Source organism: Hahella chejuensis KCTC 2396 (assembly GCF_000012985.1).
In the GTDB taxonomy this organism is placed as follows: Bacteria; Pseudomonadota; Gammaproteobacteria; order Pseudomonadales; family Oleiphilaceae; genus Hahella; species Hahella chejuensis.
Genome location: NC_007645.1, coordinates 3,283,373 through 3,300,915, shown reverse-complemented (window position 1 = coordinate 3,300,915; position 17,543 = coordinate 3,283,373). Strand labels below are relative to the sequence as shown.

General features: G+C 59.2%; 3 protein-coding genes. All 3 read right to left on the bottom strand.

Translation table 11 applies throughout. The features are described 5' to 3' along the window. Positions 1-26: 26 nt before the first annotated feature. Complete coding sequence (locus tag HCH_RS14365; protein ID WP_011397025.1) at positions 27-9,812, bottom strand: tandem-95 repeat protein; 9,786 nt, start codon at positions 9,810-9,812, stop codon at positions 27-29. Continuing rightward, on the bottom strand, positions 9,809-16,483 hold the full coding sequence (locus HCH_RS14360) for a DUF4347 domain-containing protein (RefSeq protein ID WP_011397024.1): 6,675 nt from the start codon (positions 16,481-16,483) through the stop codon (positions 9,809-9,811). Before HCH_RS14360 ends, HCH_RS14365 begins: the two co-directional genes overlap by 4 nt. Before the next feature lie 63 nt (positions 16,484-16,546). Further along, entirely contained in the window at positions 16,547-17,368 is an 822-nt protein-coding gene (locus HCH_RS14355) for a sulfotransferase (protein WP_011397023.1), read from the bottom strand. Positions 17,369-17,543 lie beyond the last annotated feature (175 nt).

The following is a 17,543-nucleotide window of genomic DNA, read 5'->3' as shown; positions in this document are numbered from 1 at the left end:
AAAGCCCAAGTACATGCGGCGATGAATCAATCCCCCTTAAACCGCCAAATCACTCCCACACCCATCAAATCCGCATGTTGGCCTTCGAAGAACGCGCGTTTCAGGCGTACGGAGGCGTCGATGTTTTTGTGGAGGCGGTAGTTGAGGCCCAGGCCCAGTAGTGGGTCGGCGTCGCCTTTGAGGTCTGGATTGATGTCGGCGCCGCTGAGTTGGATGTCGCCTTCCCAGAGGAATAGTCCGACTTCCGCCGACAGGGTGATTTTTTCACGCACAGGCCATAGGAAGCGGTTGGAGAGGGTCCAGCCGGAGCCGCTGACGGGGTAGTGTTTTTCCACGGCGTCTTCCAGTGTTTCCGGGGTCAGTGCGCTGGCGCTCATGTTGACTTTGACGTTCCCCAGGTCGAGGAAACCGATTTCCGCCGCCATATGCTGGTGATAGCGATAGCCGGCGAGAAACTGGTAGCCGTAGCGGGAGACGTCATAGTTGTTGACGCCTACCGTGACGTCTTCATTTTCCAAACCGCGCTTGAACTCCCCTGCTTCCTGGGAGCCGCTGACGTGATAAGCGCCGAACTCCAGATATCCGCGGTCCTGCAAGCGCGTCTTCATAGCCTCCCAGTCCGCCGCATGGGAGACATCAGGCGCACCCAGGCTGACCATCAAAAACACCGCCAGGACTGACGTGCGTAATTGCAGGTAGCGCCGGGACAGGATGCTCAGTCCCAGCAGCGCTAACAATAGCGTCCCGTTGATAGCGCCGCCGCCGGAACCTCCGCCCTCGCTTTCAATATCGGAAGGCGTGCGTTTATCCACCGCCACCACGCCAGGGTCTTCCACCGCCGCGTTGACCAGTCCGTCAGCATCGTTGGGGCCGCCATCTTCAATAGTCAATTGCAGACAGTAATAACCGCTGATCAGGCCAGTCTCCCAACTGTCATCTCCCGGCGGCGGACAGTAGCCAGGGTTGCCCGGCGCGGAGTGCAGCGCATTGTTGGCGTCGACCACAAATGTCGTCCAGCTATTGTTCTGGAACTTCCGGTAGACGCCGTTGGCCGGCAATGGCTGGTCTTGCGGCAGCACCACGCGGACGCTTTGGCCCAACGTAGGCAGCTCATGTACCTCAAAATCGAACACGCCTCCCAGGGGCTCAAACAGGTCGTCCGTACGGATATCGGGCAACGTCTGCAACTCCTCCGGCTCCAGGCGCGCGCCGCCATTGGCGCCCAGGATGGCGAATTGCCCCAGGCGGCAACGGACGCCAGGGTCGCATTCCACCAGATAGGAGCTGGTTTCCGACGCCACTTCCGGCAGCACGTTGGTGGCGACGATATTATCCAGATAGTCTGGAATACCGTCGTCATCGCCATCAGCGACGCCCTCCTCTGCATCGTTTACGCCATCGCCGTCCGAATCTACAGTCGGATCAAGCGTCGGCAGCGCGGCCACTATTCGGAAGTACAGCCTGGCTTCATCGGTGGCGTTGCTGGAATCCGCGACGGTCAGCTGAACTTTGTAGCGACCGCTGGCGAGACCGGCAGGATTGAATACAAGCTGATTGTTACCGGTATTGCCGTCTGTATCCGCCAGCGAGTTGTCCGTCGCAGTCCAGTTGTAGCGATGCGTATCGCCCGGATTAGGATCTGTGACGGTGGCGACAACCGTTACAGGCCCTCCTTCGGGAGTGACCTGAATGGTGTCCAGCCCATTCTGGCGCAGACGCAATGTCACGTCCGGCGCAACATTGCGTTCAACGATAGTAATGACATGGCTGATTTTGGCGCCTGCATTGATGTCGTAGATATTGGTCGGATCATAGCCGCCCGCCAGATCTTCCCCATTGGAGGTGCGGTCGTCCAGGCGGATAATCAGACGCTCCTCGTTCTCCGTAATGCTGTCCGCGGTTAGCGCAATGCTGACGCTGACCTCCGTCTGCCCAATATTGCCGGACTTAGTGAAGGTGACGCCGCCGTTGCTGAGATCGTGATCACTGACGGAAGCGGTGCTGAAACCATCGATAAGGTAAGGGATCGTCAGCGGATAGAACGGCGACTCTCCGTTCAGAATCACCCGGAACTGTACGGTCGCGCCTTCCACGCTGATCTGATCCTTATTTACCGACACCAGGGGACGAATATTGACGACCTGCGTGGCGGTCGCCGCATTGCCTTTGCGGTCCACGCCGCGATAGGTAATGAAATTGCGTCCTGGCGGCAACAACGCGGTATTGTTCAACAGCCCCTGCGCCCGCACGCTGCAGCAATTGTCGCCATCCACATTATCCGTCGCCAATACCGCCAGAATAGCTTCCACATCAGCGTCCGAAGCATTGGACGCCAGCCCCAACATCTGTCTCAACGTAACCGGTGTGTACAGCGCTATCGCGTCAATAGTGATGTCTTCCGGCGCGACCACCACCGGCGGCGTGGTATCGACGTAATCGCTGGCGTCGTTCGGGTTGGTGTTGTCCACGGACTCCTGATAATTGCTGATCGCGTCTCCGTCCAGATCCTCCGCCGCGTCGCTGCTGTCGAAGGGGTTAAAGCCATACAGCAATTCGAAGCTGTCGCTCATGCCGTCATTGTCGTCATCCGTATCGACGTCATTGGCCGCGCCGTCCGTATCGTTGTCGCCAATGACAGTGACGCTGAACGCCGCCAGAGACGTTGAGGCCTGGCCATCGCTGACGCTCAGGACGATGCCGCTGTATACGCCGGCGGCGCCAACCGGCGGCGTTCCACTTAAGGCGCCGGTGACTGCGTTCAGACTCAACCAGCCTGGCCGGTTCGCCGCAGTGACCGTCAGCGCGCCGCTGTCCACATCAGACAGCGTCGGCATGAAGCGGTATGCCTGCCCTTCCAAAATAGACGTCGTCGGGGTTCCACTGATAGCCGGCGCATCGTTGACCGGCGCGATGGAGAGGGTCACCGTCGCCGTATTGGAACTATCGCCCTCGTCATCTTTAACGCTGTATTCGAAGCTGTCAGCGCCGAACTCATTGGCGTTGGGCGTGTAAGTCAATGTGCCGTCTCCGTTGTCCGTCACCGTTCCCAAGCCTGGCGCGCTTTCGATACGGATAGCGGACGCGTCCAGTACGCCGTCCACGTCCTGATCATTATCCAGAACTGCGATCACCACAGGGGCGTCTTCATTGGTGGCCGCGCTGTCGTCATTGGCGAGGGGGGCGTCATTCAGACTTTCAATCGTCAGCGCCACCGTCGCGTTGTTTGACCAGTCTCCGCCGTCGTCCTGAACCCGATAGAGGAATTGATCAACGCCGCTAAAGTCGCTGGAGGGCGTATAACTGACCGCGCCAGTGCCGGCGTCGATGCTGACGTCGCCATAAAGAGGAGCCTCCATTATCTCTACGGTGGCTGGCTGTATGGTTCCGTCCACATCGCTGTCATTACCCAATACATTGATGGTATGCGCACTGTCTTCCAGTAGCGTCGCTGCGTCATCCAAAGCCACAGGGGCGTCGTTGACGCTGTTAACCGTAACGGCGACCGTGGCGATATTGGAGGCGGCGCCTTCATTGTCTTTTACGATATAGGTGAAGCTGTCTGCGCCATTGTAGTTCGCCGCAGGTTCATACTGGATCACGCCGGAGCCTGCGTTGACGCTGGCGACGCCATGGCTGGCGTTCGCAATAACCGTGACGGTTGACGCTTGCAGTGAACCATCTACATCCGCGTCGTTGTCCAGCACGGAGATATTGACAGACGTGTCCTCGTCCGTTGTCACACTGTCATTGGCGGCGTTCGGTAAATCGTTGACGCCTGTCACGTTGACGATCACCGAGGCCACATTGGACAAAGCGCCCTGCCCGTCTTTCACGCTGTAGGTGAAGCTGTCGCTTCCGTTAAAATCAATGTCCGGCGTGTAATCGATCTTACCGGCGTTCACCACCGCCGCGCCATGAGACGGCGTGGCGACAATCGCCAACGTCGTCGCATCCACTACGTCATCAATGTCCGTATCGTTGGCGGCGACATCAATGGACGCCATCGTGTCTTCATCAGTCGAGGCGACATCCGCCATCGCCACCGGCGCATCGTTGACCGCCGTCACGGTAATAGAGACCAGGGCGGCGGAAGAGATCCCGCCATGCACATCCTCCACGGTATAGCTAAAGCTGTCAGCGCCGTTGTAGTCGGCCTCAGGTTCATAAGTGACGACGCCTGTCCCGGTATTCACGCTGACAGCGCCATGATTCGGCGCAGTGGAGACTAATACACTGGCCGGGTTGAGCTGGCTGTCCACATCGCTGTCATTGGCCAGGACCTGAATGGAAATGGCGTTGTCTTCGTCCGTTTCCACCGTATCCGCGACGGCGGAAGGAACATGATTCCCCACGGTGAAGCTGAGCCCGCCGCTCAATCCGGCATAGGCGTTGCCCAGGGTATCGGTCAACGCCTCGGCGCCGATGCGTACGTAATACGCGCGGTTTGGCGTAAAGTTTTCCGCCGGAGCGACGGTGACCGTCGATCCGCTGACAGAGACCTGAGCGGAGCTGATCTCAATGGCTTCCACCAACTCATCGTCTGCCGCGCGATACAGGCTGATCTGGGTGGCGGAGCCGGAGCCGATCGCCAGATCCTCGTCGAAGGTAAACGACAAGGTCGCATTATATTCCACATCCACTGCGCCGTTGGCGGGAGTGGAGCTTTGCAGCGTCGGACCACTGCCGTCGTAGGTCAGGCTAAACTGGGCCGCCGCGGCGTTATTATTACCCGCTGCATCCTGGGCTGCGTCGGCGGCGATATCCAGGGTTACGGCGCCGTCAGCGATCGGCGTAACGGTAACGCTGAAACTGCCTCCGCCGTTGTCGGTGAGTCCGCTCAGACTGGCGTTGCCGGCCGCGATATCGTCTATCGCAAAGCCGCTGACGCTCTCGCCAAATGCAATGGCCGCAGAAAATGCCGCACTGGTTGGATTGTCGGCGGACGAGCTGATCGCCGGCGTCGGCGCTGTGCCGTCATAGACGATGCTGAACTGCGTCGCCGCGGCGTTGGCGTTGCCAGCTGCGTCTTCGGCCACGTCTGCGGCGATGTCCAAAGTCACCGCGCCATCTGCGGACGGCGTCGCCGTCACGCTGTAGCTGCCGCCGCCATTATCAGTGAAAGCGCTCAGGATCGCGTTGGCGGCGACAATATCGCTGACAGCGAAGCCGCTGACGGTCTCGCCAAAGCTGATGGAAACGGTGAACGCCGCATTGGCGGGGTCGGAGGCTGTACTGCTGAGATTCGGCGTCGGCGCCGAGGCGTCCAGCGTCGCACTGGCGGTCTGCGCTGCGCTGACATTTCCGGTAACGTCCGTCAGCGTCACGGATAGCGTCAGCGCACCATCGCTCAATCCCGACAGGCTTGCGAGAGAGATATTCTGACTTGCGCTGCTCAAGGTTCCAGAACCGGTTATGGCGCTTCCCCCCCCACTGGAAGTGACGCTGTAGTTGTATTCCGCGCCTACCTCGCCGGCAGTGAAGACAAAAGCGCCGGCGCTGGCTTCGCTGGCGTTGAGAGTCGTGTCGCTGAAAGCCACTGAGAAACCGGACGGCGCGGTGGAGTCAACCGTGAAGCTGGTCAAGGTCAGCGCCGGACTGGCGTTGCCTGCGGCGTCGGTCACCGTCAACGTACAGCCGGAATAGGTTCCATCCGCCAGAGCGCTGCTGTTATCCGTTCCCGTCAAAGTGATCGTCTGCGTTCCTGAAGGCGCAGCGCCTTCCGCTGCACTGCCGCAACTGCCGCCCACCGCCAACGTCCCCGCTTCCGTATTGGAGAAACTGACGTTCGGCGTGGTATCCGACGTCGGCGTCGACACCGGCGTGGTTTCCGCCAGACTCGGCGCCGTGGCGTCCAGGGTTGCGGTGGCGGTCACAGCAGTGGCGGCATTGCCGCCGGCATCCGTGAGCACCACGGACAGCGTCAATGTTCCATCGGAAAGTCCGCTCACATTCACTCCTGTCACCTGCTGGCTCGCGTTGGTGATCGAACCATTTCCGGTAACCTCGGTCCCTCCTCCGGCACTGGCGATACTGTAGCTGAACGTCGCCCCCACCTCCGCGCCAGCGAAAGTGAAGCTTTGGCTGGCGGCTTCTGTGGCGTTGATGGCGCCATCGTCGAAGCTCACCGTCTGCCCGGTGGGCGAAGCCGTATCCAAGGTCGCCGTATCCGTGGTCGCCATCGCCGCGTTGCCGGCGACATCCGTCAAGGTGACGGACAAGGTCAGGGCGCCGTCAGAGAGCCCGCTCAGATCCAGACCGGCGATCTGCTGACTGGCGCTGGTCACCGAGCCGGAACCGGTCACCGCCGTTCCTCCGCCAGAACTGCTGATGGTATAGCTGTAACTGGCCCCCACTTCTGCGCTGGCGAAAGTGAAGCTTTGACTCGCCGCTTCCGTCGCATTGATCATAGCGTCGTCAAAACTCACGCTATGGCCATTGGGCGCGGTTTTATCCAGCGTCGCCGTATCTGTAACAGCAGTGGCGGCGTTGCCGGCGGGATCGGTCAAGGTCACGGACAGGGTCAATGTTCCGTCGTTCAGTCCAGACAGGTTAAGCCCCGTCACTTGCTGGCTGGCGCTGGCGATAGTTCCGCTTCCGGTCACCGCCGTTCCGCCGCCGGAGCTGCTGATGTTATAGCTATAGTTAGCGCCGACCTCCGCGCTGGCGAAGGTGAAGCTTTGACTGGTCGCTTCAGTAGAGCTGATCGTGCTGTCGTCAAAGCTCACGCTGTGGCCATTGGGCGCGGTTTTATCCAGCGTCGCCGTGTCGGTGACCGCCGTAGCTGTGTTGCCGGCTGCATCGGTCAAAATGACCGACAGCGTGAGCGTTCCGTCGTTCAGCCCAGACAGGTTGAGCCCCGTCACTTGCTGACTCGCGCTGGTTACCGATCCGCTACCGCTGACGGCGGTTCCACCGCCGCTGGATGAGATGCTGTAACTGAAACCCGCGCCTACTTCCGCACTGGCGAAGGTGAAGCTCTGACTGCTCGCTTCAGTGGAGCTGATTATGCTGTCGTCAAAACTCACGCTGTGGCCCGTCGGCGCGGTTTTATCCAGCGTCGCCGTGTCGGTGACAGCCGTGGAGGTGTTGCCGGCAGTATCGGTCAAAGTGACCGACAGGGTTAAGGTTCCATCAGGCAACCCGCTGAGATTAATACCGGGAATCTGCTGACTGGCGCTGGTCACCGAGCCGGAGCCTGTCACCGCCGTTCCTCCACCAGAACTGCTGATGCTATAGCTATAGTTAGCGCCGACCTCTACGCTGGCGAAGGTAAAACTCTGACTGCTCGCTTCAGTGGAGCTGATCGTGCTGTCGTCAAAGGTCACGCTGTGGCCGCTGGGCGCGGTTTTATCCAGCGTCGCCGTATCGGTGACTGCGGTAGCCGCGTTGCCGGCGGTATCAGTCAGAGTCACGGACAGTGTGAGCGTTCCGTCGTTCAGCCCAGACAGGTTGATCCCCGTCACTTGCTGACTCGCGCTGGTTACCGATCCGCTACCGCTGACGGCGGTTCCACCGCCGCTGGATGAGATGGTGTAACTGAAACCCGCGCCTACTTCTGCGCTGGCAAAGGTGAAGCTCTGACTGGTTGCTTCAGTAGAGCTGATCGTGCTGTCGTCAAAGCTCACGCTGTGGCCCGTTGGCGCAGTTTTATCCAACGTCGCCGTATCCGTGACCGCAGTGGCCGCGTTGCCGGCGGCATCGGTCAAAATGACCGACAGCGTGAGCGTTCCGTCGTTCAGACCAGACAGGTTGAGCCCCGTCACTTGCTGACTCGCACCGGTTACCGTCCCGCTACCGCTGACGGCGGTTCCACCGCCGCTGGATGAGATGCTGTAACTGAAACCCGCCCCTACTTCCGCACTGGCGAAGGTGAAGCTCTGACTGGTTGCTTCAGTGGAGCTGATCATACTGTCGTCAAAGCTCACGCTGTGACCTGTCGGCGCAGTTTTATCCAACGTCGCCGTATCGGTGACTGCGGTGGCCGCGTTGCCGGCGGTATCGGTCAGAGTCACTGACAGCGTGAGCGTTCCATCATTCAAGCCGCTCAGATCCAGACTGGCGATCTGCTGACTGGCGCTGGTCACCGAGCCGGAGCCTGTCACCGCCGTCCCGCCACCAGAACTGCTGATGCTATAGCTATAGTTAGCGCCGACCTCTGCGCTGGCGAAGGTAAAACTTTGACTACTCACTTCAGTGGAGCTGATCGTGCTGTCGTCAAAGCTCACGCTATGGCCCGTCGGCGCGGTTTTATCCAACGTCGCCGTATCGGTAACAGCCGTAGCGGTGTTGCCGGCTGCATCGGTCAAAATGACCGACAGCGTGAGCGTTCCGTCGTTCAGCCCAGACAAGTTGAGCCCCGTCACTTGCTGACTCGCGCTGGTTACCGATCCGCTACCGCTGACGGCGGTTCCACCGCCGCTGGATGAGATGCTGTAACTGAAACCCGCCCCTACTTCCGCGCTGGCGAAGGTGAAGCTCTGACTCGCCGCTTCCGTCGCATTGACCGTAGCGTCATCAAAACTCACACTGTGGCCATTGGGCGCGGTTTTATCCAGCGTCGCCGTATCCGTGACCGCGGTGGCCGCGTTGCCGGCGGTATCAGTCAGAGTCACTGACAGTGTGAGCGTTCCATCATTCAAGCCGGACAGATCCAGACTGGCGATTTGCTGGCTGGCGCTAGTGATTGAGCCGGAGCCTGTCACCGCCGTTCCTCCACCAAAACTGCTGATGCTATAGCTATAGTTAGCGCCGACCTCTGCGCTGGCGAAGGTGAAGCTCTGACTACTCACTTCAGTGGAGCTGATCGTGCTGTCGTCAAAACTCACGCTGTGGCCCGTCGGCGCGGTTTTATCCAGCGTCGCCGTGTCGGTGACTGCGGTGGCGGCGTTGCCGGCGGGATCGGTCAGAGTCACTGACAGTGTGAGCGTTCCATCATTCAAGCCGGACAGATCCAGACTGGCGATTTGCTGGCTGGCGCTAGTGATTGAGCCGGAGCCTGTCACCGCCGTTCCTCCACCAGAACTGCTGATGCTATAGCTATAGTTAGCGCCGACCTCTGCGCTGTCGAAGGTAAAGCTCTGACTGCTCGCTTCAGTGGAGCTGATCGTGCTGTCGTCAAAGCTCACGCTATGCCCCGTCGGCGCGGTTTTGTCCAGCGTCGCCGTATCGGTGACTGCGGTAGCCGCGTTGCCGGCGGGATCGGTCAGAGTCACTGATAGTGTGAGCGTTCCGTCGTTCAAGCCAGACAGGTTGATCCCCGTCACTTGCTGACTCGCGCCGGTTACCGTCCCGCTACCGCTGACGGCGGTTCCACCGCCGCTGGATGAGATGCTGTAACTGAAACCCGCGCCTACTTCCGCGCTGGCGAAGGTAAAACTTTGACTGCTCGCTTCAGTGGAGCTGATCGTGCTGTCGTCAAAGCTCACGCTGTGGCCCGTCGGAGCGGTTTTATCCAACGTCGCCGTATCGGTGACTGCGGTAGCCGCGTTGCCGGCGGTATCAGTCAGAGTCACTGACAGTGTGAGCGTTCCATCATTCAAGCCAGACAGATCCAGACTGGCGATCTGCTGACTGGCGCTGGTCACCGAGCCGGAGCCGGTCACCGCCGTTCCTCCACCAGAACTGCTGATGCTATAGCTATAGTTAGCGCCGACCTCTGCGCTGGCGAAGGTGAAGCTCTGGCTGCTCGCTTCAGTGGAGCTGATCGTGCTGTCGTCAAAGCTCACGCTGTGGCCCGTCGGCGCGGTTTTATCCAGCGTGCTGGTGTTCGTGACTGCTGTAGCGGCGTTGCCAGCAGGATCGGTCAAGGTCACGACAGGGTCAATGTTCCGTCGTTCAGTCCAGACAGGTTAAGCCCCGTCACTTGCTGACTCGCGCTGGTTACCGATCCGCTACCGCTGACGGCGGTTCCACCGCCGCTGGATGAGATGCTGTAACTGTAACTGGCCCCTACTTCCGCGCTGGCGAAGGTAAAGCTCTGACTGCTCGCTTCAGTGGAGCTGATCGTGCTGTCGTCAAAGCTCACGCTATGTCCGCTGGGCGCGGTGGTATCCACCGTGAAGGCGGTAATCGCCAATGCCGTGCTGGCGTTGCCGACCGCGTCAGTGACCGTAACCGTACAGTCGCTATAGGTTCCATCTCCCAATGCACTGCTGTTGTCAGTCTGGGTCAGAGTAATACTGTGGTTACCTGTGCTACTGATCGTGGTGGAGCTACTGGTTCCGCAACTGCCGCCCATACTGAGGGTTCCCACCTCATCCGTACTGAAGGTGATATTGGGCGTGCTGTCGGTGGTGGGCGTCGTGACCGGCGTAATCAGGCTCAAGCTGGGCGCGATGGCGTCAATCACTAACGCCTTATTGGCGCCCAGGGAATTGGCCGCGCCCGGGGCGGCCAGGGTCAGGGTCGCCGCATTGCCTGCGTCATCAACGATCGTTCCGCCGTTCAAGCCGAGCGCGCCGGTTCCGGTGTAATCCAGATCCGCGCTGGCGTCGCCGGACTGCACCGTATAAGCGAAATTCAGCGTGGAGCCGCCAGAGCCTGAAGCGTAATCGACGTTACGGTCTGTTATTCCGGTTTCCAGTTGCAATTGCGGCGTTCCGGAGACAACCACCGATTGATCGAACAGGATCTGTATTGATACGCCATCCCCTGTTTTATAACTCCCATTGGCGGTCGATGAAGTGACCGAGGAGACCGTCGGCGCCTGAGTATCCACCGTGGCGTTGCTGGTGTCCGCTACCAGGGCTGTATTGCCGGCGTTGTCGGTGGCTGTCACGGAAACATTCAGATTACTGCTGTCGATGGCGCCGGCGACCAGCGTGTAACTGGCCGTCCAGGTATCGCTGCTGTTGGAGGCGCCGACCGCCGCGCCGCCGCCAAAAGCAGTGAAGTTGACGCTTACGGCGCTGATCGTGTCGCTGTTATTGTCGCCGGTGGCGGCGGTGTCATTCCAGGTGGCGGTAACAGTATCGCCGATTTTGTAGGCGCCGCTGGTTCCGGTGGCGCCCGCGATGGAAATCTTGGCGTCGGTCAGTGTCGGCGCGATGTTGTCCACGGTGACATTATTCGAGCCTGACGTGGTTTTGGCGTTGCCTGCATTATCTGTCGCCGTCACCAATACGTTCAGGTTCGTGCTGTCGACCGCGCCGGAGAGAATAGTATAGGTCGCCGTCCAAGTATCGGAGCTATTGCTGGCGGCTACCGAAGAACCGCCAAAAGCGGAGAAGTCGACGCTCACGCCGCTGATCGTGTCGCTGTTGCTATCGCCGCCGCCGGTATTGTTCCAGGTGGCGGTGACGATGTCGCCGATTTTGTAGGCGCTGCTGGTTCCGGACGCTCCCGACAGGGAAATATTGCCGGCGGTCACTGTCGGCGCGATATTGTCCACTGTCGCGTTGGTGGAGTCCGCCGTGGTCTTACTGACGCCGCCTGAGTCCGTCGCGGTGATGGAGACATTCAAATTGGTTCCATCAACGACGCCTGCCGTGATGGTGTATGTCGCCGTCCAGGTGTTGGCGGAATTGCTCGCGGCGACCGACGCCCCGCCGCCAAAAGCGGAATAGTCGACGGACACGCTGGCGATGTCGCCATTGTTATCGCCGGTGGCGGCGGTGTCATCCCAGGTGGTCGTGACGACATCGCCAATTTTGAACGCGCCGCTGGTTCCTGAGGCTCCGGAAATGGAGATCCTGGCGTCCGTGACCGTGGGCGGGACCACGGTAAGCGTGACGTCGTTGCCGCTGGAGCCGAGATAGCTCACGGTCAGAGGAACGCCATTCAGCGTCGTGGATTTATCCCCCTCCGACAGCCCGTTGAAAATACCGCTGACAGCGTCGCTGGCGTCGTTGTTGATGATCACGAAACTATCTCCGCCGTTGCCGGTGTAGCTGCCAATGACGCTCAAGGTTCCGCCCAGAGTGACGGCGCCGGTGACATTGTATTGATCATAGCCAGAGCCGGCGGTGGTTCCATTGATGCGCGTCACCAACGCGCCGCCGCTGTTCACGGTGAGGCCGTTACCGAGGGTGAGATCGCCAGGGGAGCTTCCTATCTGTAGCGTCCCGCCGCTGCTTACCGTCACCAGTCCGCCGATAGAGCCCCCGCCCTGCAGGGTGGTTCCGCTGGCGACGCTGACTGCGCCTCCGACAGCGCCGCTGACATCCAGGGTTCCAGCGGATAGCGCAATAGTTCCGGTATTGGTGTTGGTTGCGCTCAGCGTCAGCGTTCCCGCTCCGGTTTTAGTCAGCCCGCCAGAGCCGCTGATGACGCCTGACCAGGTTAAGGAGCTGGCGTTGCTGATCGTCCCATTGCTCCCGCCCAGGCTGAGCGCGTTGTCGACGGTTATCCCGGACCCGGTCACGATAAGTGAGCCGCCATCCAGCGTCAGTGTCCCAGACCCGAGGTTGCTGTCTCCGGCGATGCTGACGCTTCCTGTGGTGATGCTTAACCCGCCGGTCTGGGTCTGAGAACCGGATAGCGTCAATGTGCCCGCTCCTGATTTGGCCAAGGCGCCGGAGCCGCTGATCACGCCAGACCAGGTAATATCGTTGGCGTTGCTCAATGTGGCGTCGCCTTCCATAACCAGGTTATTGGCGATGGTGACGCCCGACCCCGTCACACTGAGAAGGCTGTTAACTTTTAATGTCACATTCCCTGAACCCAGATTGGCGCTATCTGTGATAATCAAACCGTTTGTTCCGTTAATGGAAGTTCCGCCGGTGTAAGTATTGGTGGCTGACAGGGTCAATGCGGGGCCGCCGGTTTTAGAGAAACTGCCGCTCCCTGAAACCACGCCGGACAGGACCTTGGTCCCCGCCAGCGCCCCGACTGTACCGCCTCCGGCTCCAAGTACGATGGCGTTATCGACGGTAAAGGTTGCGCCTGTCAGGTTCAGCACGCCGCTATCCAGCGTAATGACGCCGCTGGAGAGATTAGCGTCACTGGAAACCGCCAGCGTTCCCGCCGAGACAGTCATCGCGCCGCTGAAAGAGGCGGCGTTCCCCGTATTTGACAGGGTCAGCGTTGACGCGCCGGTTTTCGTCAATGGGTTAGAACCCGACAACAAGCCGGAGGCAGTTACATTGCTGCTGACGCTAAATGTACTGTCCGCCGCCACATGGATGGCGTTGTTGATCGTGGTCGATCCAGTCACCGTCAGCGTCCCTCCGTTCAACACCAACTGCCCGCTTCCCACATTGCTGTCAGACGCTATGCTGAGCGCGCCTGCGCTGATCGTGGTGGTTCCGCTGTAAGTCTGAGCTCCTGTCAGCGTTAGCGCGCCCGCGCCGGTTTTGCTCAGGCTTCCGGTTCCCGCAAATACGGTTCCGATGGAGCCGGTGTCGCCGCTGCCGTTATTCATTGTCAGCGTAACGCCGCCGCCAAGGGTCAGCGTTCCGCCAGAGATAGTCGCGCCGGAGGCTGAATCCAGGTCCAGAGTCAGACTCTCCACCAGACTGGAGGCGGAGGTGGCGGAAATCGTCTGCGCCGCCAGGGCGCCGGCGAGAATCAAGGTTTGAGTACCGGTTCCGTCCGCATTGGCGATGGCGATGGCTTCGCTGAAACTCACGCCATCGGTCCGGTCAATGGAGGCCGTATCAGTGGTATTGGTGATGTAAATGCTGTCGGACTGCACACTGGCGTCCGCAGTGGTGGATTTGGAGCCATCGCTTAAGGTGAAGCGGACTGAGGCGTCTCCTCCGGGCGTATCGTTGCGGTAGGTGATCCGGCTTATCACATTCGACACCAGCGCCGTCGTGGCCGCCGTGCTGGAGCTGTTAAACGTGATCGACAAAACGCCATTGGCGTTGGTGAATGAGGCGAAGCTTTGCCCAAATGATTGCAGATCACTGCCATTGACGGAAAACGCAGCACCGTCGACGTCAAACCCGAACAGATCGCTGGTGACGGCGCCGCCAACCCGTTGTACGGTCAACGTCCCGCCGGAATAGTCGCCATTGCCGCCGTTGAGCGCATCCAGCTCCGTATCGCTGCCGCCGGCGTCGCCGCCGGCGTCGAGATTCACGGTTCCCCCGACGCCGGCCCATGAAACGGAATCGCCGTTTAGATTGGAGATGACGGGGGCGTTATTCACAGTAGAGGTGATGGACGAGCTGTTCGCGCTGCTTAGCCCGCCCGAGGCGGCTCGCAGCGCAATGGTATCGGTCGCGCCGCCATTGGTGTACTGCAACGCCAGATTGGTATAGGTGACGGAACCGCTGCTGGGCGTAAGCGTCACCGTAGTTCCGGAACCGTCGCCATCGCCGCTTCCAGACAGGCTGTTGACGGTCCCATCCAGCACGCTATCGTTGGGGTCCGTTACGCTTAGCACGATATCCGTGCTGTAACCGACATCCAACGTATTGGCGCCATCCACCGCCTGCACCACCGGAACCGTCGTGAAGCTGGTGGAAGAGCCGCTATCAATGCTGGTCGGCGCCGGCTGTGTGGAGAATCTCAGCTGGGTCGCCACCACGTCTGAAGTGACGGTGTTGGATGTCCCGTCACTGAGCCCGGAAGCGGCGGCGGTCAAAGCGAAGTTTTCCTGGTCCGCTGAAGCGGTGTAGGCCACGTTTGTGAAAGTGGCTACGCCGCTGACGGGAGTCATTGTCGTTGTGCCGGACAAAAAGCCGCTGCTGGATTCCGACAGACTGATGTTGCTGGCGTAATCCACATCCACATTACTGAAAATATCCGTCGCCGCCACGACCGGTTGCGTGGTCAGCGCCGAGCCTGAGGTTGAGCCTGCTGGCTGCGTCGAAAACGTCAGCTTGGAAGCGGTGACATCCAAGGTTGCGCCGGAGCCATTGGTGACGGCGCTTTGCCCGCTCGCCATCTGCGTGCCGGATGATCCCACGACAAGATCGCTATCGCCGTCCACACTGAGGATAACGGTGTGATCTTCAGTTAAACCGGTGGGCGTACCGTAATAACCACTGACTGTGTAGGTTTCGCTAGTATTGTCCGCAACGGAAATGCTCAGGCTGGAAAAAGTGATGGTGTCCGAAACGCCGTTATAGCTGCCGGCGACAAAGCTGGCGTCATTCCCATTCAGACGCCAGATAATATTGCCCCGCTCCGTATCCGAGCTGGTTCCGGTGACATTCAGGACGACCTGACTGACGGTCATGGGCAGGCCATCCCCGCCCCCGCCATCCGTCAGGGTGAAGTCAAATAGATCCACCGCCTCCCCGATTGTGTCCACGGTGGAGCTTAACCCCACAGGTTCCGTAACGACGGCGGAGGCCGTCAGGGTTCCGTCAGAGTCCATACTGCTCTGAAGATTGGCGATGCTGATGTTATCCAGCTTCAGCCAATCCAGACTCGCATTGTCTGAGTATTGCACCGTAAAACTGGTGATGTCCGTCCACTGTGCGCCGGAAAAATTGATTGTGGCCCCTGTGCTTGCCGCCACCGGGCCAGTCGAGTCCTGAGTTCCTCCTTTACTGGAGGTAATTCTGATGGTTTTGGTCGGCGCGCCGAAACCGTGATAGACGTACAGGCTGTTAAGGGAGAACGTTTCTCCACTGGTGAAATAGACACTCGACGAGGTTTGCGTGGAGTCTCTGGTGCCGATGTAAATATACCCTGCGTTGTAGTTGTACAGATCTTTGGAGCCGCTGCCGCCGGATTTGAATTTTATGGTGTAAGAAGTGCCGCCGATCGTATAGCTCTTGGCGTTGGCGTACCCCGGGGTTACGCCGCCCAGCCCCAGCGTGCCGGTATAGGGCAATACGGCAGTGAAATCCACCATGGCGATGGAATCGAAACGCGGTTTGGCGTCAATATCGCCTTTTTTGATTTCAAGGTCCCAGTCGCCGCCGAGTCGCTCCGCGCCAGTAAGGTCGTCAGAGGCGGCGACATCCACACGGGCCTTGGCGGACACCAATTCCAGCAGCGCTTCTCCTTTTTCACTCTGGGCCAGATTGCAGCCATAGAACATGACGTCGGCGCCGTCCTGCATCGCCTGGTCCAGAGACGCCAGCGTATTGATTTCCCGACTTAACGTCTCCTTGGTCACCACGCTGTCGCCAAGGTAAAGCGCACCGTCTTCGGCATGAGAAAAAACATGCAGAGCCCGCAGGTCGCGATAGCGGGATAAAATCGCCCTCAATTGCGCCAGCCCATCCTCGCCTGGACGCAACGTCGCAAACGCCACGCCTGGCTCCAGCTTTTCATAGATTCTGCGCTTTTCCGGCACGGCGTCGTCGATGATCACCAACTCTCGGATAGCGGCGGCGTTTGTGATTTCCAGTTCATCAGCTCCGGCAGGCTTTGTCCCATCGCGCTTCCATCCCGCCCTCAGCACCTCCCTTACGGAGAGAGCGTCAACGGAAGCCAGAGTCATGAGACCTGAGTCGGCGCCCCTGGAACTTCCCCTGCGACCGCCCTGGTAGGAATACCCGCCGCCTGCGGCGTGTGAAGCGCCGGTCAGTCCCAGCGAAACAAAGACGGAGGTCAATCCATTCAACAGAAATCTGCTCATAAGCCTGACTCGCTATCGGACATCACGGATGTCGGTGTAAACCATAACCTTCGCCTGACGCCGTTATTGCCTGGGCGCGATGCAACTCGCATTGGTCCCTGAGGTATCAAGCCAGAACGCCAACTCACTGTATTTCTTGAAAAGATCGGGGGGCAAAATGCTGGGCCTGGGGCGGAACTCCACTTTCTTTCTCACCCTGTGCAGGCCTTTTACGCCAATGGCGTGATCAAACTCATCAGCGTCGAACTCAACATGGTTAAAATCATGAGGGAACTCTCGCTGGCCAATAAACTGATACAGGAGAGAGATGGTTTTCTGCGGGTATTGGGTTAACAGATCGTAGTCGATCAATAACAGCCGCTCAGATAACTCGCCATAGAACGCTTCTTTCAGCGCCGTCAACGCCATACCTACCGAACCGCTTTCCGCCGCAAGCGCTTCACACCGGGTATAAACAGTCTGCCGACTTTGCGGGTTAAACATGCGGCTGTATTCAAAAGGATTGGAGCGACACACCCTTTCAAAACTATCCATGACCCAAGCCGGATTACGCACGCAGCAGATCACTTTGAAGTTATCAAACAGCTCCACAAGCTGATGCAGACGTGCGGGCCACATGCGATTAGTGTCAAAAATCAGGGCATAGTCCGAATTCGGTTGATAATAGGCGTCAAAAATCCCCCTGCAGATCAGCTTGCGCCGATTCTCATCAAACAGCGTATAGAACTCCGACTCCGCCCCCATTTGCTCCAGACAACCACTCATCAGGGCGCAAACCGGGCTGCTGATTGCGGCGTAAAAACGGGGGTTTTGTCTGAAAATACCGGATAGAAGCGTAGACCCTGACCGGGGCAAGCCTGCAATGAAGTGAACCTGGCTTTCCATGAAATAATGACTGTCTCCCAGCCCAAGAACGATATATGGCCTCTATCCCGAGAGGGCCACTGCTCAATCTCGATCTGATTTTATTGTGTTCAGATTATGAGCAAGTATAGAGCACCCAGCTATTTCGCAAGGGCGCGGCAAAAAGAAATTACCAAATGACGAAGAAGCGATTACA